Source organism: Pseudomonas sp. USTB-Z (genome assembly GCF_019691255.1).
Lineage (GTDB): Bacteria > Pseudomonadota > Gammaproteobacteria > Pseudomonadales > Pseudomonadaceae > Aquipseudomonas > Aquipseudomonas alloputida.
The window spans coordinates 181749-202381 of the sequence record NZ_JAECZP010000008.1 but is presented as its reverse complement, the minus strand read 5'-3'; the positions used below and the strand labels follow the sequence as shown (position 1 = coordinate 202381).

Annotated in this window: 19 protein-coding genes; 11 read left to right on the top strand and 8 right to left on the bottom strand. The window is 63.4% G+C overall.

Going from position 1 to position 20633, the window contains the following annotated elements; genetic code table 11:
- Positions 1-30: 30 nt before the first annotated feature.
- From I8746_RS12090 to I8746_RS12070, 5 genes are all read left to right on the top strand, one after another.
- Positions 31-321, top strand: a complete 291-nt coding sequence (locus I8746_RS12090; RefSeq protein WP_010954750.1) for an RcnB family protein — start codon at positions 31-33, stop codon at positions 319-321.
- A 243-nt stretch (positions 322-564) separates the two neighbouring features.
- Positions 565-750 carry a hypothetical protein gene (locus I8746_RS12085; protein ID WP_004577263.1) on the top strand — a complete coding sequence of 62 codons (186 nt, stop codon included), beginning with the start codon at positions 565-567 and terminating at the stop codon, positions 748-750.
- Between the two features lie 73 nt (positions 751-823).
- Complete coding sequence (locus I8746_RS12080; protein ID WP_010954752.1) at positions 824-1216, top strand: glycine zipper domain-containing protein; 393 nt, start codon at positions 824-826, stop codon at positions 1214-1216.
- 126 nt (positions 1217-1342) lie between these two features.
- A complete protein-coding gene (locus I8746_RS12075; protein WP_221100720.1) occupies positions 1343-3172 on the top strand; it encodes an SLC13 family permease in 1830 nt (609 codons plus the stop codon).
- A gap of 137 nt (positions 3173-3309) precedes the next feature.
- Positions 3310-4734, top strand: coding sequence for a GGDEF domain-containing protein (locus I8746_RS12070; protein ID WP_014756048.1), 1425 nt, complete (start codon positions 3310-3312; stop codon positions 4732-4734).
- Between the two features lies 1 nt (position 4735).
- Here I8746_RS12070 and I8746_RS12065 read toward each other — a convergent pair whose 3' ends face one another.
- Positions 4736-5497, bottom strand: coding sequence for a TSUP family transporter (locus I8746_RS12065; protein WP_003251098.1), 762 nt, complete (start codon positions 5495-5497; stop codon positions 4736-4738).
- Positions 5498-5595: 98 nt separating this feature from the next.
- Here I8746_RS12065 and I8746_RS12060 point away from each other — a divergent pair, with 98 nt between their 5' ends.
- Positions 5596-6501 (top strand): LysR family transcriptional regulator, encoded by a 906-nt coding sequence (locus tag I8746_RS12060; protein WP_221100719.1) that lies wholly within the window; start codon positions 5596-5598, stop codon positions 6499-6501.
- Positions 6502-6887: 386 nt separating this feature from the next.
- Here the strand turns inward: I8746_RS12060 and I8746_RS12055 are convergent, their stop codons facing one another.
- Entirely contained in the window at positions 6888-7073 is a 186-nt protein-coding gene (locus I8746_RS12055) for a hypothetical protein (RefSeq protein ID WP_014756044.1), read from the bottom strand.
- A 350-nt stretch (positions 7074-7423) separates the two neighbouring features.
- On the opposite strand from I8746_RS12055, the gene I8746_RS12050 reads away from it, so the two are divergent.
- Positions 7424-7609, top strand: a complete 186-nt coding sequence (locus I8746_RS12050) for a hypothetical protein (protein ID WP_221100718.1) — start codon at positions 7424-7426, stop codon at positions 7607-7609.
- A 171-nt stretch (positions 7610-7780) separates the two neighbouring features.
- On the opposite strand, the gene I8746_RS12045 is transcribed toward I8746_RS12050, so the two are convergent.
- The 6 genes from I8746_RS12045 to nicC all read right to left on the bottom strand — a co-directional run bounded on the left by I8746_RS12045 (position 7781) and on the right by nicC (position 14108).
- Positions 7781-9073, bottom strand: a complete 1293-nt coding sequence (locus tag I8746_RS12045; protein WP_003251106.1) for an OprD family porin — start codon at positions 9071-9073, stop codon at positions 7781-7783.
- Positions 9074-9211: 138 nt separating this feature from the next.
- Complete coding sequence (locus I8746_RS12040) at positions 9212-10525, bottom strand: MFS transporter (protein ID WP_014756040.1); 1314 nt, start codon at positions 10523-10525, stop codon at positions 9212-9214.
- 208 nt (positions 10526-10733) lie between these two features.
- A complete protein-coding gene (locus I8746_RS12035) occupies positions 10734-11375 on the bottom strand; it encodes an N-carbamoylsarcosine amidohydrolase (RefSeq protein WP_003251109.1) in 642 nt (213 codons plus the stop codon).
- A gap of 15 nt (positions 11376-11390) precedes the next feature.
- A complete protein-coding gene (locus I8746_RS12030) occupies positions 11391-12143 on the bottom strand; it encodes a maleate isomerase (protein WP_003251112.1) in 753 nt (250 codons plus the stop codon).
- A 13-nt stretch (positions 12144-12156) separates the two neighbouring features.
- On the bottom strand, positions 12157-12963 hold the full coding sequence (gene nicD, locus I8746_RS12025) for an N-formylmaleamate deformylase (protein ID WP_221100717.1): 807 nt from the start codon (positions 12961-12963) through the stop codon (positions 12157-12159).
- A complete protein-coding gene (gene nicC / locus I8746_RS12020; protein ID WP_221100716.1) occupies positions 12960-14108 on the bottom strand; it encodes a 6-hydroxynicotinate 3-monooxygenase in 1149 nt (382 codons plus the stop codon). The genes nicD and nicC overlap by 4 nt, the downstream gene beginning before the upstream one ends.
- 321 nt (positions 14109-14429) lie before the next feature.
- On the opposite strand from nicC, the gene I8746_RS12015 reads away from it, so the two are divergent.
- The 4 genes from I8746_RS12015 (at position 14430) to I8746_RS12000 (ending at position 20631) form a co-directional block, all read left to right on the top strand.
- Positions 14430-15482 (top strand): 2,5-dihydroxypyridine 5,6-dioxygenase, encoded by a 1053-nt coding sequence (locus tag I8746_RS12015; protein WP_004577272.1) that lies wholly within the window; start codon positions 14430-14432, stop codon positions 15480-15482.
- A gap of 70 nt (positions 15483-15552) precedes the next feature.
- A complete protein-coding gene (locus I8746_RS12010; RefSeq protein WP_003251120.1) occupies positions 15553-16029 on the top strand; it encodes a MarR family winged helix-turn-helix transcriptional regulator in 477 nt (158 codons plus the stop codon).
- A gap of 568 nt (positions 16030-16597) precedes the next feature.
- Positions 16598-17071, top strand: a complete 474-nt coding sequence (locus I8746_RS12005) for a (2Fe-2S)-binding protein (RefSeq protein ID WP_012051873.1) — start codon at positions 16598-16600, stop codon at positions 17069-17071.
- Positions 17068-20631, top strand: a complete 3564-nt coding sequence (locus I8746_RS12000; protein WP_221100715.1) for a molybdopterin cofactor-binding domain-containing protein — start codon at positions 17068-17070, stop codon at positions 20629-20631. The genes I8746_RS12005 and I8746_RS12000 overlap by 4 nt, the downstream gene beginning before the upstream one ends.
- The last annotated feature ends 2 nt before the right edge of the window (positions 20632-20633 follow it).

Below are 20633 nucleotides of genomic sequence, written 5' to 3'. Positions count from 1 at the left end.
GATAAAACATGCCATCACGAGGAACGCATCATGAAACTGCACTATCTGCTACTCGCCGCCCTGCCTTGCCTGCCTCTGAGCGTCAGCGCCGCTCCCTCGAGCGAAGAAAGCATCACCGCCCCCGAAACCCACAACCGTGAACTGAACGTCGGCGACAAGGCCCCCGACCAGTACAAACGCGATGACCAGGCCATCCAGGACTGGAAAGCCAAAGGCCTGCCCGAACCGGAAAAGGAAAGCCACTGGGTGCGCATGGGCAAGCATTACGTGCTGGTGCAGATCACCAATGGCGTGGTGCTGGCGATTCAACCGGCATCCTGATTCAACATGCCCTGGCCAAGGCGACCCATTGCAGAGCACCTCGCCGCCGGCCAAGTGCGCTTGGAACGCGTCGATACGCCAGGGCTGGTCGATGCCGGTCAGCGCCACAGCCCACTGTTGCAGGCGGGCGCATTGGCGCTGATCGCTGGACGCACAATTTTTTTGCCCGCCCAGGAAACCAAATCGATCGGCCCCAGTCTTAAAAGGTGCCCCGTAAACCTATGCGGATCAAGGACCTATATCGTGCTCACGCGTCTTGCAAGCCTTTCTCTGGTTGCTGTTGTTCTGCTGACCGCAGGTTGCCATAGCCATCGCTACCATGATGACGACGGCTGGCGTGACCGCGACCGTGACCATCGCCACCACCACCGCCATGACCGCGACGACGATGACGATCGGCAATACCGCGGTGACCGCTACTACCGCTGAAGCGTCCTTTCAGCCCAGACCTGCCGCCCGTTGCGCGGCAACTTATCCTGATGATTCCTTTGAGGTTCGTATCATGCGTCTGACTCTGCCTTCCCTTGCCCTCGGCCTGCTGCTGTGCCAGGGCGCTTTCGCCGGTGACGGTACTGCCGCCATTGGCGGTGGCCTGGGGGGTGTCCTGGGCAACGTTGTTGGTCAACAGCTCGGCGGCAAGACCGGCGCAGCCATCGGTGCCGGCGTTGGCGGCGCAGCCGGCAGCGCTGTCGGTGCGCGCAAAGGCAACCGTACCGAAGCCGCCATCGGCGGTGGCCTGGGCTCGGCCGGCGGCTCGCTGCTGGGCGGCGCAGTAGGCGGCAAGACCGGTTCGACCGTGGGTGCCGGCCTGGGCGGCGCGGCCGGTGGTGCCCTCGGCAACCATCTGGGCGACAACAACCGCGGCAGCAAGAAGCACCACCGCCACCGTCACTGACCCCGTGACCGGAGGGCCGCATAGCGGCCCTTTTTGTTGCAGCACATCAACACCCCCTTCACGACAAGCTGGCACACTGACTGCTACTGTCTATCGTGCCCCCGTGTGAAGGAACACCCCCTCCCCATGAACCATGAGTTGCTCTGGGTCCTCGGCCTGCTGGCCATCGTGATTACCCTGTTCGTCATCAACCGCCCACGCATGGACGTGGTCGCGCTGCTGGTGATTCTCACCCTGCCACTACTGGGCATCCTTACCGTGGAACAGGCCCTGGCCGGGTTCAGCGACCCCAACGTGGTGCTGATCGCCGCCCTGTTCGTGATTGGCGAAGGCTTGGTCCGCACCGGCATTGCCTATCGCATCGGCGAATGGATGAGCGAGCGGGCTGGCAATAGCGAGGCGCGCCTGCTGGTACTGCTGATGGTGGCGGTGGCCGGGCTGGGATCGATCATGAGCTCCACCGGCGTGGTGGCCATTTTCATCCCAGTGGTGCTGAGCATCGCTGCGCGCCTGCAGCTCTCACCCAGCCGCCTGATGATGCCACTGGCTTTTGCCGGTCTCATCAGTGGCATGCTCAGCCTGGTCGCCACACCGCCCAACGTGGTGGTGCACAGCGAGCTGGTACGCCATGGCGAAGCAGGGTTCAGCTTCTTCAGCTTTACCCCGTTTGGCCTGGTGGTGCTGGTGCTGGGCATCGGGTACATGCTGCTGACCCGCCACTGGCTCAACGGTGAAGTGCGCAAGGACGGCCGGGTGGAAAGCCGCCGCACCTTGCTGGACCTGGTCCTGGACTACAAGCTCAACGGCCGTGAACGACGCCTGCGCATCCGCCCTCAGTCGCCGCTGATCGGCCACAACCTTGGCGAGCTGAAACTGCGCACCAGACACGGCGCCAACGTGATCGGTATCGAGCGCCAGCACAAGTTCACCACGCGCGTGATCGCGGCCGACTCGGGCACCGTGTTGCATCAGGGCGACGTGCTGCTGCTCGACCTGTTCGCCAAGCATGACGACCTGCGCAGCCTGTGCCAAACCATGCAACTGGAGCCGCTGCACTTCAAGGCCGCCTACTTCATCGACCAGTCCCAGGATTTGGGAATGGCTGAGGTCTCGCTGCCACCCGGCTCGCAGTTGATCGGCAAGAGCATCCTCGAACTGGCGTTTCGCACCCGCTATGGTCTCAACGTGGTCGGCCTGCGCCGCGATCAGGCCGCTATCGAAGAGCAACTGGTGGAAGAAAAGCTGCGCCTTGGCGACACCCTGCTGGTGGTCGGCCCGTGGAAGGCGGTACGCCAGTTGCAGAGCAAGCCCAAGGACTTCCTGGTCCTGAGCCTGCCCGCCGAGATCGACCTGGTCGCACCAGCCCGCACCCGCGCACCGCAAGCGTTGCTTAGCCTGGCGGTAATGGTCGGGCTAATGGTCAGCGGCGCCGTACCCAATGTCATTGCAGCGCTGATCGGCTGCCTGCTGATGGGCGCAGGCCGTTGCATCGACATGAACAGTGCCTACCGCGCCATCCACTGGCAAAGCCTGGTGCTGATCGTGGGCATGCTGCCCTTCGCCCAGGCGCTGCAGAAAACCGGCGGCATCGACCTGGCGGTGGGTGGGCTGGTGAACGTGCTGGGTGGTGGCGGCCCCAGCGCCATTCTTGCCTGCCTGTTCACCGTCACCGCAGTGATCGGGCTGTTCATTTCCAACACCGCCACCGCTGTTCTGATGGCACCGGTGGCTGTCAGCACTGCAGCGCAGCTGGGCATGTCGCCCTACCCGTTCGCCATGACCGTCGCGCTGGCCGCGTCGGCGGCATTCATGACGCCGGTGTCATCGCCGGTCAACACGCTGGTGCTTGGGCCGGGGCAATACCGCTTTGCTGACTTCGTCAAGATTGGCGTGCCGTTCACCGTGCTGGTGATGCTGGTTACCGTCGTGATGGTGCCGTGGTTCTTCGGGTTGTGAGGAAAGCGGCCAGGAATAGAGGCAATTTGACATTATCGCAGCCAATCGCGGCAGATTGACATCAACCACCCTGACCCAACACACTGCGGGTAATTGTCCCAGGTGCTCTATCGCGTTGTCCTGGATTTCGTTTCCGCTTGCCGGTCGAGTTCATGGTTTTTCCAGCCCAATCGCGCGTGTTGCCTTATGTCGTTGTACTTGGCGTGACCTTCGCCCTCACCCTGGGCGGCATCCTGGCACGCCCGATCGAATCGCTGTCGCTGTTCTGGCCAGTGAATGCGGTACTGGCCGGCGTACTCCTGCGCTACCCCCGTCAAGCCACGTTTACGGGCTTTTGCCTGGTGTGGCTGGCTATGGTGGGGGCCGACCTGCTGTGTGGCAGCGCCTGGGGGCCGGCTCTGTGGTTCAACCTGTGCAATCTTGGCGTGGTGGTCACCCTCTGGCAGCTGATGTCGCGCTTGCCTCGCATGCACCGGCGCATGCGCAGCCCGCGTGGCGTGCTTAGCGTGTTCGCTGCCTGCGCCGCCGCTGCCATGGTGGCGGCCAGCATGGCAGCGGTAATGGCCGCACCGTGGTTCGAACAGTCGTTGCGCGCCACCTGGCTAGCCTGGTTCAGCGAACAGTTCTCGACCGGTGTGCTGGTACTGCCGGTGCTGCTTACAGCGCCCTCGGTGCGGGCCTTGGTGCGCGGCGGCGCGCAACCCATCCGCCTGGCGCCGTTGCTGGTGCTGCTGGCCTCGCTGGCATTCAGCATCGCCTTTGGTGGCCCTGGGGCCATTGCCTTCCCGATTGCCGCGTTACTGTGGTGTGCCTGGACCTACTCACCGTTCCTGGTTTCATTGCTGACGCTCACGGCCGGCAGTACGCTGATTGTGGCTGTGGCGCAAAACCTCATGCATTTCAGCGTGCCGCAGAGCGAACCTGGGGTTACCACGCTGATGTCGGCGCGCCTGGGCATCGCCATGCTGGTGCTCGGGCCGCTGGTGGTGGCCTGCGTCAGCCAGGCCAATCGTAGCCTCATGGCCCGCCTGGCGCACCAGGCCACCGTCGATCACCTCACCGGTGTGCTCACCCGCAGCGCCTTCACACGCCGCGCCAACGCGCTGCTGGAGAGCCGCCAACAGCACGCCCAGGCGCTGCCCCTGACCCTGATGATGCTGGACATCGACCACTTCAAGTCAATCAACGATGCCCACGGCCATGCAGTCGGTGACCAGGTGCTGCGCCAATTCGCCAGCACCCTTCAGGACCAGCTGCACAACGATGAGCTGATAGCACGCCTGGGTGGCGAAGAATTCGTTGTCATCCTGCCCGGACTTGCGCCAGAGCGGGCCAACTTCATCGCCGAACGCCTGCGCCGCGCCATCCAAGACCTGCACGTGGTACAGGCCGACCAGCGCCTGCAGATTACCGTGAGTATCGGTGTGGCAGGCTGCGACGCAGACATGCCGGCCCCCAGCCTCGACGAACTGCTGGCGAGTGCCGACCAGGCGCTGTACCGGGCCAAGGCCCGGGGCCGCAACCGCGTCGAACAGGCCGAAGCACAGCGCCTGGTGATCTGAACTAGCCGGCCAGCAGGTCCCACGACAGCTTGGCGATCAGCACACACAACAGCACCAGGAACAGCCCGCGGACAAACCCGGCACCCTTGCGTACCGCCAGCCAGGTACCGGTCAGCGCGCCGAGAATGTTGCACGCCGCCATGGGCAAGGCTATGGCGTACAGCACGTTGCCCGTCGGCACGAAGAACACCAGCGCCGCGAGGTTGGTGGCAATGTTCACCACCTTGGCCGAAGCCGAGGCGTGCAGGAAGTCCAGGGCGAAGAAGCGGATGAACAGGAAGATCAGGAAGCTACCGGTGCCCGGGCCGAACAGGCCATCGTAGAAGCCGATAGCGCCGCCAATCAGCACTGCCAGGCACTGCTCCTTGCGGCCGACCTGGGCAGGTGTGTGCAAGGTGCCGAAATCCTTCTTGCAGAAGGTGTAGACAGCCATCAGCACGATCAGCACCAGCACCGCCGGGCGCATCACGCTGGGGGGTACCAGCGACACCGTGGCGGCCCCCGCGAACGACATGACAAAGGCACTGAGTGCCGCCGGTACGATCAACCCCCAATCCAGCGTCACTTTACGAATGAACGAGCGGGCCGCGAAGGCTGTGCCGCACACGGACGCCAATTTGTTGCTGCCGAGCAATGCGGCCGGTTGCGCGGAGGGCAATACGTTGAACAAAGCCGGGATCTGGATCAGCCCGCCGCCACCCACCGCAGCGTCGATCAACCCAGCGGCGAAGGCGAACACAGAAAGCACAGCAATATCCATCATGACGCGGTTCCAGGCAGTGAAGACGCCTGCAAGGCTAATCAAAGTGGCACACTTGTGTTGAAATGCCATATTGCGATAACTGCAACGAGGAGCAGGCAATGGCACTGGACATGCTGCGGGAAATCCAAGCGTTCGTCAGCGTGGCACACAAGCGCAGCTTCGTTGCTGCCGCCCGCGCCCTGGGGCGTTCACCAAGCGCAGTTACACGCGCGGTGCAAACCCTGGAAGACAATGCGGGAAGCAAACTGCTCAACCGCAACGCCAACGCCGTCACCCTGACCGAGGCCGGCGAGCGCTTGCTGCCGCATGCCGAACGCTTGCTGGATGTGCAACGCGATGCAGCCGACGAATTGGCCGCGCTCAGCGGCAACGCCCAAGGCTGGATTCGCTTTGCCGCGCCGCAACTGCTGGGAGAGCATGTGCTACCGCAAGTGCTTGCCGAGTTTTCCCGCCGCCACCCTCAGGTGACCCTGGACGTGCAGTACAGCGACGAAGCCCTTGACCCGCTGCAAGGTAAATTCGATTTCGTGGTGCGCGGTGCCTTTCCGCAATCGAGCGAGCTTATCGGCTACCCGCTTTGGCCCTACCAGCGCCACCTGTATGCCAGCCCGGCATATCTGGCCCTGGCTGGCACACCGCAACACCCGGAAGACCTGGATGGCCACACCTTGATCCTGCATACCGCGCCACGCATCCTCAAGGCCTGGCACTTCTGCCACGATGACCAGATCACCAGCCTGCGCCCCAGGCCCAGGCTTCGCTTGGGCTCAGGAGGCGCGGTATACCACAGCACCCTGGCTGGCGCCGGCATCGCCCGCCTTGCCGCCTGGGTCGGCGAAGCACAGGTCAAGGCCGGCCGCCTGGTGCGGGTGTGTCCGCAGTACCGCCTGACGTCCAGCAGCGGCCAGGACCCACAGATGCACGCTGTGTACCCTGCCGGCGAGTTGCCGACGCGGGTACGTGACTTGCTGACAGCCATACGCCGAGCCGGCCCGCTCCACTGAAACAGGCCATAAAACAACTGTTCAATTTCTGCTCAATTTAACAGAGCCCGCCGGGGGTCTGGCTTGCAGCACTTTATCCACAGACCTACCCACGTTTTTTGTGGACAGATTTCCCAGCGTAAAGAACGACTTATCGCACAAGCAGAAAGGCGAATTGGCCAGCCTGACCCGCTCGATCCATGCCTGCGTACCGCGCATATCGACGCCAAGGCCAAACACCACCGAATGCGCGGCGGCGGGAGGCTACACGAGGACTTTGCACTTGAGAATGACGTGCACCTACTGCTGATCCAGCAGTGCAATCAAAGAGATTATCGGCCATTTGCCGATGGATTGGGCCCGTCGCTTGAAGTGGACGGGCCGCGCAGGGGAAAACGCAGTTGAACTCAGCTTGGCGGAATGGTGCCAAGAATACCAATCAGAATGGTCAGCAGCAGAAAACCACCCAGGAACAGCGCCAGCTTGCCCATTGGAACCTCTACAGTTGTGATGCGGGAATGGGCACATTGTCGAGCTTGGGCTGATACGGTTACAGATTCAGGTTTATGGAAAAAAAGCGGATCAGATGTCATGCGCAGATGCCGCTGGGGTGAATTCAGCCGCAGTGGTTGACGATGAGCACGTGTCGCTCGCGGGCGGGCAATTGATACATGAAGTTTCTAAACACGCCTCCAGCTTTGCGCAGTACCTGCGTTCAGTGCGCTGCCCCTCGAAAGCGCCTGAACCCAGCCAATACGGTAGATTGAGCTTACTTGGGGGGACACGATCTGAAACACGGCTTGTAGGATTGCTTACCGCACTCTGTAGGAAATGGCGTGGCAATGAGTCTTGCCTGTATGAAACATCAGTTTCTCCGGCAAATTCGAGCTGCTACGGTCCATTTTTCCTACAACGGTACGGAAGCCTACAGCGTGAGAAAAGCATGGACTCGTTCAAAACCTCTGCACTGAAGTTGCAGAAAAATCTGCTTAACCTGCGCGTTGAGCGTGAGCGCTTAAGAGGTGAAGGCAAGGACAAGGAAGCGGATCAACTCACTGGGCCGATCACGCGGCTTGAGGAGGCCCTTCGGCAACTGCCAGATAGCCTGAAGCCCGACACCTTGCAGTGACCTGCAAGGGCAATTGTCATGCTCCACAGCTCAAACCTACCCATCACCGTGCAGGAGCAGCCTTGCGCTGCGAAGAGGGCGGTCAGGCAAACGACTGCCTTAGGCCGTGATTGCTTCTTCGCAGCACAAGGTTGCTTCGGGAACCGAGCTGGCGCCGGGCCATCTACCCCCTCAGAACACCTTGATCGTGTAACTCAGAATCAAGCGGTTCTCATCGATATCTGTCCGGTAGTTGGAGCGCGCCATCACGTTGCGCACCCGTATCCCAAGCCCGGCCAACGGCCCGCTTTGCACCACGTAGGCCAGGTCCAGGTCACGCTCGCGGTCACGCCCTTCAAAGCCCAGCCCTGTGTCCACGTCCCGCCCCTTTACATAACGCAGGGTCGACGTCAGCCCCGGAAGCCCCAACGCGACAAAATTGTAATCATGGCGCACCTGCCACGAGCGTTCACCCGGCGCCGAGAACTCATAGGTCGGCAGCGTATTACCCATCGGGTTGGTGTTGGCGCCTACCTGGATAAAGCCGTCATCCCCGCCGATCTGCTGATAGCCCACATAGAAGGTATGCCCGCCGGTCTTGGCCGAGAACAGGCTGAACAGCGCATGGTTATCGTAGTCGCCAGCCACCTTGCTCCCGTCCTCGCGGGCATCGAAGTAGCCGGCATTGACCCCCAGCGTCCAGCCCCCGATCGGCTCGGCATGCTTGAAGCTGTAGAAGCGCTGCTGGTAGATATCCTCCAACTGCGCCTGCCAGACACCGACGCTGGTACGGTTGTCGTTGAAGGCATAGTCGGCACCCACGTAATTGAACCGGTCGCTGGTAAAGCGCGCCAGCCGCGCCGGGTTGATCGGATCGTTGACCAGCGCGTACATCTTCTGGCTGTTGGACGAGTCGCGCAGGCTGGTGGAGCGGAACTGGCCGGCGCTCAGGGTCAACCCGGCGAACTCGCGCGACTCCAGCATCGCGCCCTGGTAAGTCGGCGGCAGCAGGCGCAAATCGCTGAACAGCAGCACCGGCAGGTTGGGCATCAACTCGCCCACCTTCAGCTCGGTTTGCGACACCTTGAACTTGATCGCCGCACCCAGGCGGCTGTATTCGTCCGCCGACTTGCCGCTGTCCAGGCTGGGCAGCAACCCGGACCGGGCATGTTCCGGGCTGCTGTCGAGCTTGAAACCCAGCAGGCCGGTAACATCCACACCCACGCCAACGGTGCCCTGGGTATAACCGGAGCTGGCATTGAGGATAAACCCCTGCGCCCATTCCTGGGTACGCGACTGGGTGCTGGCGCCCTTGATATCGGCATAGTCGCGGCTGAAGAAGTAATTGCGCGCCTGCAGCGTGGCGCGGGCACCTTCGATGAAACCGGCCTCTTCTGCCGTGGCCTCTGCACACAAAGCGGCGGCAATACAACCGCCGGCCAGGCGTGCAGACGAAGAAAAACGCGGCGCAGTGAAACCTTGCATAGGGCTACTCCTGGATTTGGGCAACAGCAACCCGGCGCGGCGGCACTGCATGGCCACCGGCGTACGGGTTGCATCGAGAGAGGTCGGCAGGCGGGCCCCCGGCCCGCCTGCCCTGCCGTTGCGTGAAGCGCTGGGCCGCTAGCGGTTGACCAGCTTGGCCGGCAAGGCGATGACCAGGAAGCAGCTGAGGATCAGGCAGCCGGCAAACACCCACAGCGCAGCGTGCGAGGTGCCGGTGAGGTCGGTGACCACGCCCATCAGTGAGTTGCTCACCAGGCCGGCGATGTTGGCTACCGAACAGGCCAGGGCAAAGCCGGTGGCGGCTGCGGTACCTTTGAGGAAGGTCGCCGGCAGGCTGAAGAACACCGGCACCGCGCCGATGATCGCCGCCGAGGCAATGGCGAACAGCACCACGGTCATCACCAGGTTCTGGCTGAACAAGGTGCTGCTGGCCATGGCGATTGCACCAATGATGAACGGCACGATGATGTGCCAGCGGCGCTCGCGGTGGCGGTCGGAGCTGGCCCCGATCATGAGCATGCCGGCCAGCGCGGCCAGGCTTGGAATGGCCGTGAGCAGGCCGATATGGAAGGTGTCGCTGACGCCCGCATCGCGGATGAAGGTCGGCATCCAGAAGCCCATCGCATAGGCGCTGAGCAGGATCGAAAAGTCGATACCACCGAGCATCCACACCTTAAGGTTGAAGAAGCCATCGCGGAAGCTGTGTTTGCTGTCCTTGCCCTCGGCATCGTCGGCGGCCAGGTCTGCCGCCAGTTGTGCCTTGTCGTCAGCCGACAGCCACTTGGCCTGCTGAAAATGGTTAGGCAATGCCCAGAACGTGAGGATGCCGAGCAAAACGCTGGGGATCGCCTCCAGCAGGAACAGCCACTGCCACCCATGCAAACCTTGAACCTGGTCGAAATGCCCCATGATCCAGCCAGAAATCGGCCCGCCAATCACGCTCGACAACGGCAGCCCGATCATGAACAGGGCAATGATGCGCCCGCGGCGATAGGTGGGGTACCACATGGTCAGGTAGTACAACACGCCTGGCAGGAAGCCGGCCTCGGCCGCACCCAGCAGGAAACGCAGGATATAGAACTGGGTGGTGCTGGTGACGAACAGGGTGCAGGCCGACAGCAGGCCCCAGGTGATCATGATGCGGGCGATCCACAGCTTGGCGCCAACGCGCTGCAGGATCAGGTTGCTCGGTACTTCGAAGATGATGTAGCCGACGAAGAACAGCCCTGCACCCAGGCCATAGGCCGCTGTGCTGAACTGCAGGTCTTCGAGCATCTGCAGCTTCGCGAAGCCGACATTGATGCGATCCAGATAAGCTGCGAGGTAGCAGAAACACAAGAAGGGGATGAGCCTCCAGGTGATCTTGCTGTACAGCGCTTTCGTGCCATGGTCGATGTCACTGTGGACCGTGGTTGCATTCGCAATTGGCATTTCCTGTCTCCTGGCGGGCGACTTTGTGGTTGTTTTAAGGCCAGCAGTTTTCGACGCGCCGGGCACGCCGCGCATTCTACGCGGCGGGCCTGGACAGCGCCTGAAGACCCCGAGTGCTCCTGCGGGGCGACCACCCGGACAGCAGGCGGTCATGGACGGGCTTCCCGCACCGGTCCTTGATTGTTATTGGATAGGCGCTGCCCGGCGTTCAGCCGGCCAGGTGCCTGAGTTGCTGCATGGCATCCTGCCGGGTGACGACGTCGCCGTACTTGCTGTCGATGTCGAACAGGTTGGCTTCGTGCGGGTCGCTGTGGCGGTCACCGACACACTCGCGCACCACGATAGTTCGAAACCCGTGCTGCATGGCATCCACCGCACTGGCGCGGATGCAGCCGCTGGTCGAGCAGCCAGCCAGCACCACGGTATCCACCCCCTGTGCATGCAGTAGCGGGGCCAGGCTGGTGGCGAAGAAAGCGCTGGCGTACTGCTTGCTCAGCACCACCTCCCCTGCCTGTGGCGCAACGGCCTCGCAAAAGGCTGCCAGCGGGTTGCCTTCGACCATGTCCTTCATCACCGGCGCCTTGCGCACCCACACGCCGCCGTCAGCAAAATGCGGCGGCTGGTAACGGATGTTGGTATGCACCACCAAGGTACCGCAGTCGCGGGCCAGCGCCAGCAGGCCGGCGGCCTGCTCGACCGCTGCGACCACGCCCGGGGCGTACAGCGGTGCGCCCGGGGTGGTGTAGCCCTGCATGAAGTCGATCATCAGCAGGGCCGGCTTGCGGCCAAAGCCGATGCGCTGGCCCCACACACCCTGGTAGTTGTCACGGGCGCTTTGTGCGTCGCTCATGTCCGTCTCCCGATTTCAGTAGGCGCCCGACAGCAAGGCACCGGCGCCCGGCACGATCGGCTCCAGGTCCAGCGCCTTGAGCATGGCGTAGGTGGTCGCGATTGCAGCGGTGACCACCGGCTTGCCGGTTTGCGCCTCGACCTTGGCCACTGCCGGCAGCGATTGCATCTGCACGCACGCCGACAGCACCACCACATCGACGCCTTCAAGGTCCATGCCGGCGACGATGCCCGGCAGGTTGGCCGGGTCGTGACGGGCCACAGCGAGGTTGTCGGGGATTTCCAGCGCGCGCCAGTCCTGCACCTCGAAGCCTTCCTCGCGGATGTAGTTCACCACCAGCTCGGTCAGCGGCTTCATGTACGGCGCGACGATGGCAATGCGCTTGGCCTTCATCACATGCAAGGCCTCGACCAGCGCCCCGGCGCTGGTGATCACCGGTGCCAGCGCATCATTGTCGGCGGTGGCCTGCTGCAGGCGCTTTTCAGATTGGCGGTGATAGCCCAGCCCCATGGCCATGATCGCCACAAGGCAGGCATAGCCCAGCACATCGACCTTAGCGTCGGACAGCTCCACTGCGCAGCGGTCGGACTCGGCGTCCATCGCGGCCAGTTCTTCCTTCTTCACCTGCTTCATGCGCATGCGGCTGGAATGGAAGGTGAACCGCTCGGGGCGGATCGCCTGGCGTGCGTTGAGCATCGCCGGAATTTCGGTTTCCATGGTGGTGTTCGAACTCGGCACGATCTGGCCGATGCGGTATAGCTGGGTCATGTCTCGTGCTCCGTCAGACGAGGGGGTGGTCGAGGAAGTCGCCAAAGGCGGCGAAGAAACCGTCCAGGTCATCCCAGGGAATCATGTGGCCGGCGTTGTCCACGTACGCGACCTGGATATCCGGCTTGAGCTCGCGCATTTCAGCAATGTCACGGGGCTCGATCACTCCACCCCGCCCGGCCACCATCAGCAATGCCGGCTGGCGCACCGCGGGCAGGTACTGGTGGATATCGACCACGTGGAAATCATCGAAGGCCCGCACGATCGCCGGCTCGTAGCAGGTGTGCAGCCACTCGGCACGCAGGGCCAGCTGCTCGTCGCTCCAGGTGGCACAGAAGGCGCGCATGTCATCGCCGCTCATGCCAACCGTGGCTTGGCGGATCGAATCGACGTACCACGGCAACTTGCTCGGGTAGATGCGGCGGCCCGGCCCGGACACCGGTGGGTCGACCAGCACCAGCCGCTGCAGTCCCGGTGCCCCTTGGGCGGCAGCGCGGATGGCAAAACGCGCCCCCATCGAGTGCCCGACAAGATGGTAGCCATCCAGGCCCAGCGCGGCGGCAAAGGCGGGAATATCCGCAGCACAAGCGTCGGTGCCGTAGTCCAGTTCGGGGCCGCTTGAAGACAAGCCGCGCCCGCGCACATCCAGCACATAGGTGTCGAAATACTGCCCAAGGCGCTCGGCAACAAAGCCCCAGGTGATCGCTGGGCTGGTGATGCCCGGCACCAGGATCAGCGCATGGCCCTTGCCGCCATAGCGCAGGTAATGCTGGCGGATGCCATTGGCGCTCACGTTACCGCCAGCGACGAAGGTGCTCATGCCGCCTCCCCGCTTTTAAGCTGCTGCCCATAGAGGTCGTAGCCGTAAACCCAGGCTGGGTCTTCCTGGGTGTAGAGCCAGGTGTTGGCGTTGGATACCGATTGCACCTGCGATGCCCGCTCTTTACGGTTGGCCTCGTAGAGGGCGAACGCCGTGCGGTGGTCGGACAACCCGGTCTCCTGCAGGCAGCGGGTCAGCATGGCCGCGTCCTCGATGGCCATGCACGCGCCCTGGGCCATGTGCGGTTTCATCGGGTGGCAGGCGTCGCCCAGCAGCACCAGGCGGCCACGGCTCCACAACGGCAACGGGTTGCGGTTGCGCAGCGGCCACTTGGTAATCGATTCGGTAGCGTCGATCAGCTTCTGTACGGTGGGGTGGTAGCCTTCGAAGGCTGCGCGCATTTCTTCCTGGCTGCTGTCGACGAACGCACCCTGGAAGTCCCAGGCTTCATGTGGCACGCCGGTGACGAAGTAATACTCGTCGCGCTTGCCGGTGGTGTAGTAGACCATCATGTGGCGGTCTTCGGACCACCATTTGACGCAGGGCTCGAACACATCGGCATGCGGTGCCAGGTTCACCCCGCGAATCAGTGCACGGTGCGCGACCCAGCCACTGTAGATCGGCGCTTCAGCCCCCAGCAACGCTTCACGGATCTTCGAATGGATGCCGTCGGCCCCAATGACGATGTCGGCCACGGTGTGGGTGCCGTCGGCGAAGTCCAGGCGCACCTGGTCACCTTCGTCGACGATCTTTTCCAGGCGCTTGCCGAAGTGCACGGTGCCCGGCTGGATGGCCTCGATCTGCAGGGCGTGCAGGTCGCCACGGTGGATGGTGATGTAAGCGGCGCCGTATTCGCGGCGGGCAAACTCGCCCAGCGGAATGCGCGACAGGTAATCACCGGTATTGCCGTCGCGGCTGAACCAGAAGTCCGGGTGCGAGCCCATCAGCTCCAGCTTCTGCTCCAGCCCCATGCGGCGGAAGATTTTCATCACGTTAGGGCCGATATGAATGCCCGCGCCCAGGCGGGTGAACGCCGGAGCCTGTTCGAATACCTCGACATCGAACCCGGCCTGTTGCAGCAACGTGGCGGCGGCTGCCCCACCCAGACCTGCACCGACGATTGCGATTTTCTGCCTACCCCGCATGGGTATGTCTCCTCTTGTTCTGATAGGTGGCCAGCGGCTCAACCGCCTGACGATTTAGAGCGTATACGCTACAAATGACCTTTGAAAAGAGCCCGCTGAAAATATTTTTCAAACAGCTGATCGAAACAGCACCCGGCTTACTGTTACCGTAAATACTGGATAATGTGTGGATATGTAACGTTTGAACAGATAACTTGCGCTCGCTGGCAGGATGCGTTTTCATCTGCAAAAATAGGGTGTACACACTATTATTTTGCACCGAGATGAAGCACCAGGCACTGCCATGGTGCGCCCCTGTCAACGCCACCCAGGAGAACCCCGATGCCGGTGAGCAATGCACAACTGACCCAGATGTTCGAGCACGTACTGAAGCTGTCTCGCGTGGACGAAACGCAGAGCGTGGCCGTGCTCAAGAGCCACTACTCCGACCCGCGCACGGTCAACGCCGCCATGGAGGCCGCCCAGCGTTTGAAGGCCAAGGTGTATGCGGTAGAGCTGCCGGCGTTCAACCACCCGACCGCCATGGGCAACGACATGACGGCCTACTGCGGCGACACCGCGCTGACCGGCAACCTGGCGGCGCAGCGGGCGCTGGAAGCAGCCGACCTGGTCGTCGACACCATGATGCTGCTGCACTCACCCGAGCAGGAGCAGATTCTCAAGACCGGCACGCGCATCCTGCTGGCCGTGGAGCCACCCGAGGTGCTGGCGCGCATGCTGCCGACCGAAGACGACAAACGCCGGGTGCTGGCTGCCGAAACCCTGTTGAAACAGGCGCGCAGCCTGCATGTGCGGTCCAAGGCCGGTAGCGACTTCCATGCCCCGCTCGGCCAGTACCCGGCCGTGACTGAGTACGGCTATGCCGACGAACCGGGGCGCTGGGACCACTGGCCCAGCGGCTTTCTGTTCACCTGGCCGAACGAGGACAGCGCCGAGGGCACGCTGGTGCTGGACGTGGGCGACATCATCCTGCCGTTCAAGAACTATTGCCGCGAGCGCATCACCCTGGAAATCGAAAAAGGCTTCATCACCGGCATACATGGCGGCTTCGAGGCCGAGTACCTGCGTGACTACATGAAGTACTTCAACGACCCCGAGGTATACGGCATCTCGCACATAGGCTGGGGCCTGCAGCCGCGCGCGCAATGGACGGCCATGGGCCTGCACGACCGCAACGACGGCATGTGCATGGATGCCCGTGCGTTCTACGGCAACTTCCTGTTCTCCACTGGCCCCAACACCGAGGTCGGCGGCAAGCGCAAGACCCCGTGCCACCTGGACATCCCGCTGCGCAACTGCGATATCTACCTGGATGACAAGGCGGTCGTGCTGGCCGGCGACGTGGTTGCACCAGAGGAGTCGCGAGCGCGATAGGGGTTATACTGGCCGGGCGCTCCGCTATTGGCGGCCGGCCAGCCTCTTTCCACCCAGCCCAAGCCATCCTATGTCGAAAAAAACCACCCCCAGCAGCGCCCCGCTCGACAACACCCCCTACGACGTTACCGAACAGGTCGGGCACTTGCTGCGCAAGGCCTACCAGCGGCACACGGCGATTTTCCAGCAACAGGCTTGCGACCCGCAGCTTACCTCGATCCAGTTCGTCACGCTGTGCGCCCTGCGCGACCACGGCCCCAGCTCCCAGGCTGAACTAATCAAGGCCACCGCAGTGGACCAGGCAACCATCCGCGGCATCGTCGAGCGCCTGAAGGCCCGTGAGCTGGTGCAGCTTTCGCCAGACCCAGGCGACCGGCGCAAGGTCATCGTCGAACTCACCGAAAGCGGCGCGGCCTTGCTCGATGCAATGATCCCCTGCGCCCGGCAGATCAGCGAACTGAGCATGGGCAGCTTGAATGCCGGCGAACGTGTAGCCATTTTGTACTTGCTGCGCAAGATGATCGACAGCGACGAAAACGCGGGCTGAAATTTGTTGTGACTGCCGCGGTGGCCGTCACAGAGACGCGGCCTGAGAGATCGAGCACATAGCGAGCAAGCTCGCTCACATTGGACACGCATCGGTGGTTGGACACAGGCCGCCGTAGGAGCGGGTTCACCCGCGAATGGGCCGGTCCTGCTGGCCAATTTCCACCCGCCCTTCGCCGTTGCCGCCGCCACCGTATTCGCGGGTAAACCCGCTCCTACACATCCATCGGTGGTTCGGCACAGGCCGTCGTAGGAGCGGGTTTACCCGCGAAAGGGCCGGGCCTGCTGGCCAATCTCCACCCGCCGATCACCGTTGCCGCCGCTACCGTATTCGCGGGTAAACCCGCTCCTACACACACGCATCGGGGTTCGGCACAGCGCGATGCGCCGCGCGGGCGCTCGATTTCCCAGACGCCGACAATCTTCCTCCCTGCCCCCACCACAGCGCTCTGCAAATTCATCCCTGGCCTGCTTCTTGCTCACTCATTTCATGTAGTGAGTACTTACCGAAACGCTTGCGTCATTTGAGTCCTTTGGTAGCGCAAGCAACCTTCAGAGATGAGCCAATAATGCAAACAACCATCTCCCTGCAGGTCAACGGCCAGCCCGTCGAAGTCAGCGCCATGCCTGACACCCCACTGCTGCTGATCCTGCGCAACGACCTGTCCCTGAACGGCCCCAAGTACGGCTGCGGCCTGGGCGAGTGTGGGGCGTGTACGGTGATCATCGATGGCGTGGCCGCCCGCTCCTGCGTCATCCCCTTGGCCGGCGCCGCCGGCCGCGATATCACCACCCTCGAAGGGCTGGGCAGCAAGGCCGCTCCGCACCCGGTGCAACAGGCGTTCATCGACGAGCAAGCGGCCCAGTGTGGTTACTGCATGAACGGCATGATCATGACCGCCAAGGCCCTGCTCGACCGCATTCCCGAGCCCAGCGACGAACAGATTCGCAATGAGCTGTCCGGCAACCTGTGCCGCTGTGGCACCCACGTCGAAATCCTGCGCGCCGTGCGCCGCGCTGCCGAGACCCGGAGAAAGCCATGAACCACTCACAACAGGTGCCCAGCCGCGACCAACTGCTGGCCAAGACCGGCGTGTTGCTGATCGTCGACCAGATCACCCCACCCTCAGGCCCTGTGGCCAAGGGCGTGACACCTGCAGTCAAGGAACGTGAGCTGGCGCTGTTCATCGCGGTCAGCGACGACGGCATGGTCTACGCCTTCAATGGCCATGTCGACCTGGGCACTGGTATCCGCACCTCGCTGGCGCAGATCGTCGCCGAAGAGCTGGACGTGCGCATGGACCAGGTGCACATGGTGCTGGGCGACACCGAGCGGGCACCCAACCAGGGCGCGACCATTGCCAGCGCCACCCTGCAGATTTCCGCGGTACCGCTGCGCAAGGCCGCAGCCACAGCGCGACGCTATCTGTTGCAACAGGCCGCCCTACGCCTTGGCTGCCCGCCCGAAATGCTGCGCATTGAAGACGGCACGGTTATCGCCAGTAACGGCAGCACGCTGAGCTTTGCCGAACTGGTGCAAGGTGAGAACCACCGGCTGCACATTGCCGAGGACGCCCGACTCAAGGCCATCGAGGACTACCGCCTGGTCGGACGCAGCGCCGCACGGGTAGACATCCCAGGCAAGGCCACCGGCGAGCTGACCTATGTGCACGACATGCGCCTGCCCGACATGCTTCACGGTCGGGTCATCCGCCCGCCCTATGCCGGCCATGACAGCGGCGACTTTGTCGGCAACAGCCTGCTGGCGGTGGATGAATCCTCCATCGCCCATCTACCCGGCGTGGTCGCCGTGGTGGTCATCCGCGACTTCGTCGGCGTGGTGGCAGAGCGCGAAGAGCAAGCCATCCGTGCAGCCCATGAGCTGAAAATCAGCTGGAAGCCATTCACAGGCAAGCTGCCCGACCTTAGCGATGTCGCCCAGGCCATCCGCGACAACCCGCGCGTGCAGCGCACCGTGCTGGACCAGGGCGATGTCGACGGCGGCATCGCCAATGCCAGCCAGCGCCTGAGCCGCAGCTACCTGTGGCCGTACCAACTGCACGCATCGATCGGCCCATCATGTGCGCTGGCCGACTTCACCGCAGGGCAGATCCGCGTGTGGTCAGGTACGCAGAACCCGCACCTGCTGCGCGCAGACCTGGCCTGGCTGCTGGCGTGCGACGAAGCACGCATCGAGATCATTCGCATGGAGGCAGCCGGCTGTTATGGCCGCAACTGCGCCGATGACGTGTGCGCCGACGCGGTGCTGCTGTCACGTGCGGTGCAGCGCCCGGTGCGGGTGCAGCTGACCCGCGAACAGGAACACGTGTGGGAGCCCAAGGGCACCGCGCAGCTGATGGAAATCGACGGCGGCCTGAACGCCGATGGCAGCGTGGCCGCCTATGACTTCCAGACCAGCTACCCGTCCAATGGCGCGCCCACCCTGGCCCTGCTGCTGACCGGTGCCGTGGAACCGGTGCCGGCGCTGTTCGAGATGGGCGATCGCACGTCGATCCCGCCTTACGATTACGAACACATGCGCGTCACCATCAATGACATGACGCCACTGGTGCGCGCCTCGTGGATGCGGGGGGTGTCGGCCATGCCCAACAGCTTCGCCCACGAGTCGTACATTGATGAGCTGGCCTTCGCCGCTGGCGTCGACCCGGTCGAATATCGCCTCAAGCACCTGTCCGACCCGCGCGCCATCGACCTGGTCAAAGCCACCGCTGAACGTGCGCAATGGCAGCCACATACCCGGCCCATGCAGACACAGGCCGAAGGTGATGTGCTGCGCGGCCGGGGTTTTGCCTATGCGCGCTATATCCACAGTAAATTCCCCGGCTTCGGCGCGGCCTGGGCAGCCTGGGTGGCTGATGTCGCAGTCGACCGGCGCACAGGCGAAGTGGCCGTCACCCGCGTGGTGATCGGCCACGATGCCGGCATGATGGTCAACCCCGAGGGCGTGCGTCACCAGATCCACGGCAACGTCATCCAGTCCACCAGCCGGGCGCTCAAGGAGCAGGTCAGCTTCGAAGAGTCGACGGTGGCGAGCAAGGAATGGGGCGGCTACCCGATCCTGACCTTCCCCGAGGTGCCAGCTATCGACGTAATGATGCTGCCGCGCCAGCACGAGCCGCCAATGGGCAGTGGCGAGTCAGCCTCGGTACCCAGCGCAGCGGCCATCGCCAATGCCATTTTCGACGCCACCGGCATTCGTTTTCGCGAGCTGCCGATCACTGCCGAACGCGTGCGCGCTGCGCTCGGTGGCGAAGGCCAAGGGCCAGATGCACCCGCGCCAGCGCAGCCGTCAACCAAGCGTTCGAAGTGGTGGTTCGGCTCGCTGGCCGGGGTGTTCGGCGCCGCATTGGGCATGCTTGCCACCGCCTTGCCCTGGCGCGCCGAAATCGCCCCGGTAACGCCACCTGGCGTCGGCAGCTGGAGCGCCGCCATGCTCGAGCGCGGGCGCCAGGTGGCGGCGGCCGGCGACTGCGCCGTGTGCCATACGGTCGGCGGCGGCAAGGTCAATGCCGGGGGGCTGGCAATGGATACGCCTTTTGGCACGTTGTACAGCACCAATATTACCCCCGACCCAGAAACCGGTATCGGCCGCTGGTCCTTCGCTGCCTTCGAGCGGGCCATGCGCGAAGGTATCAGCCGCGATGGCCGGCACCTGTACCCGGCGTTTCCCTACACCTCGTTTCGCAACATCAACGACGCCGACCTGCAAGCGCTGTATGCCTACCTGATGTCGCAAACCCCGGTACGCCAGGAAGCGCCCGCCAACCAGATGCGCTTCCCGTTCAACCAGCGGCCGCTGATGGCCGGTTGGAATGCGCTGTTTCTGCAACGCGGCGAATACCAGCCCGACCCGCAGCGCAGCGCGCAGTGGAACCGCGGTGCCTACCTGGTCGACGGCCTGGGCCACTGCACGGCCTGCCATTCGCCGCGCAACCTGATGGGCGCAGAAAAAGGCGGTAGCAGCTACCTTGCTGGCGGCATGGTCGATGGCTGGGAGGCCCCGGCCTTGAATGCCCTGGGCAAGTCATCGACGCCGTGGAGCGAAGACGAGTTGTTCAACTACCTCAGCACCGGCTTCTCCGAAAAACACGGCGTGGCGGCCGGCCCCATGGGCCCGGTGGTCAGTGAGCTTGCCACCCTGCCAAAAAGCGACGTGCGCGCTATCGCCCACTACCTCAGCTCCCTGGATGGCGAGCCGCAGGCACTGGCGGCCAATGCCGCGCCTCAGGTGGACTCGCCAGTGTCGCTGAGCAACGGCGAGCGGGTATTCAAAGGTGCATGCCTGGCCTGCCACAGTGATGGGCTGGGGCCGAAGCTGTTTGGCGTCAGCCCGTCGATGGCGGTCAACAGCAACGTCCATAGTGACCTGCCGGACAACCTGCTGCGCGTGGTGCTGCACGGCATTCCGACCCCGGCAACCCGCGACCTGGGCTACATGCCCGGTTTCAAGGACAGCCTGTCGGACCGCCAGGTAGCCGACCTCGCGGCCTACCTGCGCCATCGTTTTGCCGCCGACAAACCGGCCTGGCAAGGGCTGGCGTCCAAGGCTGCGCAGGTACGCGCCAACCCTGGCAGCCACTGAGG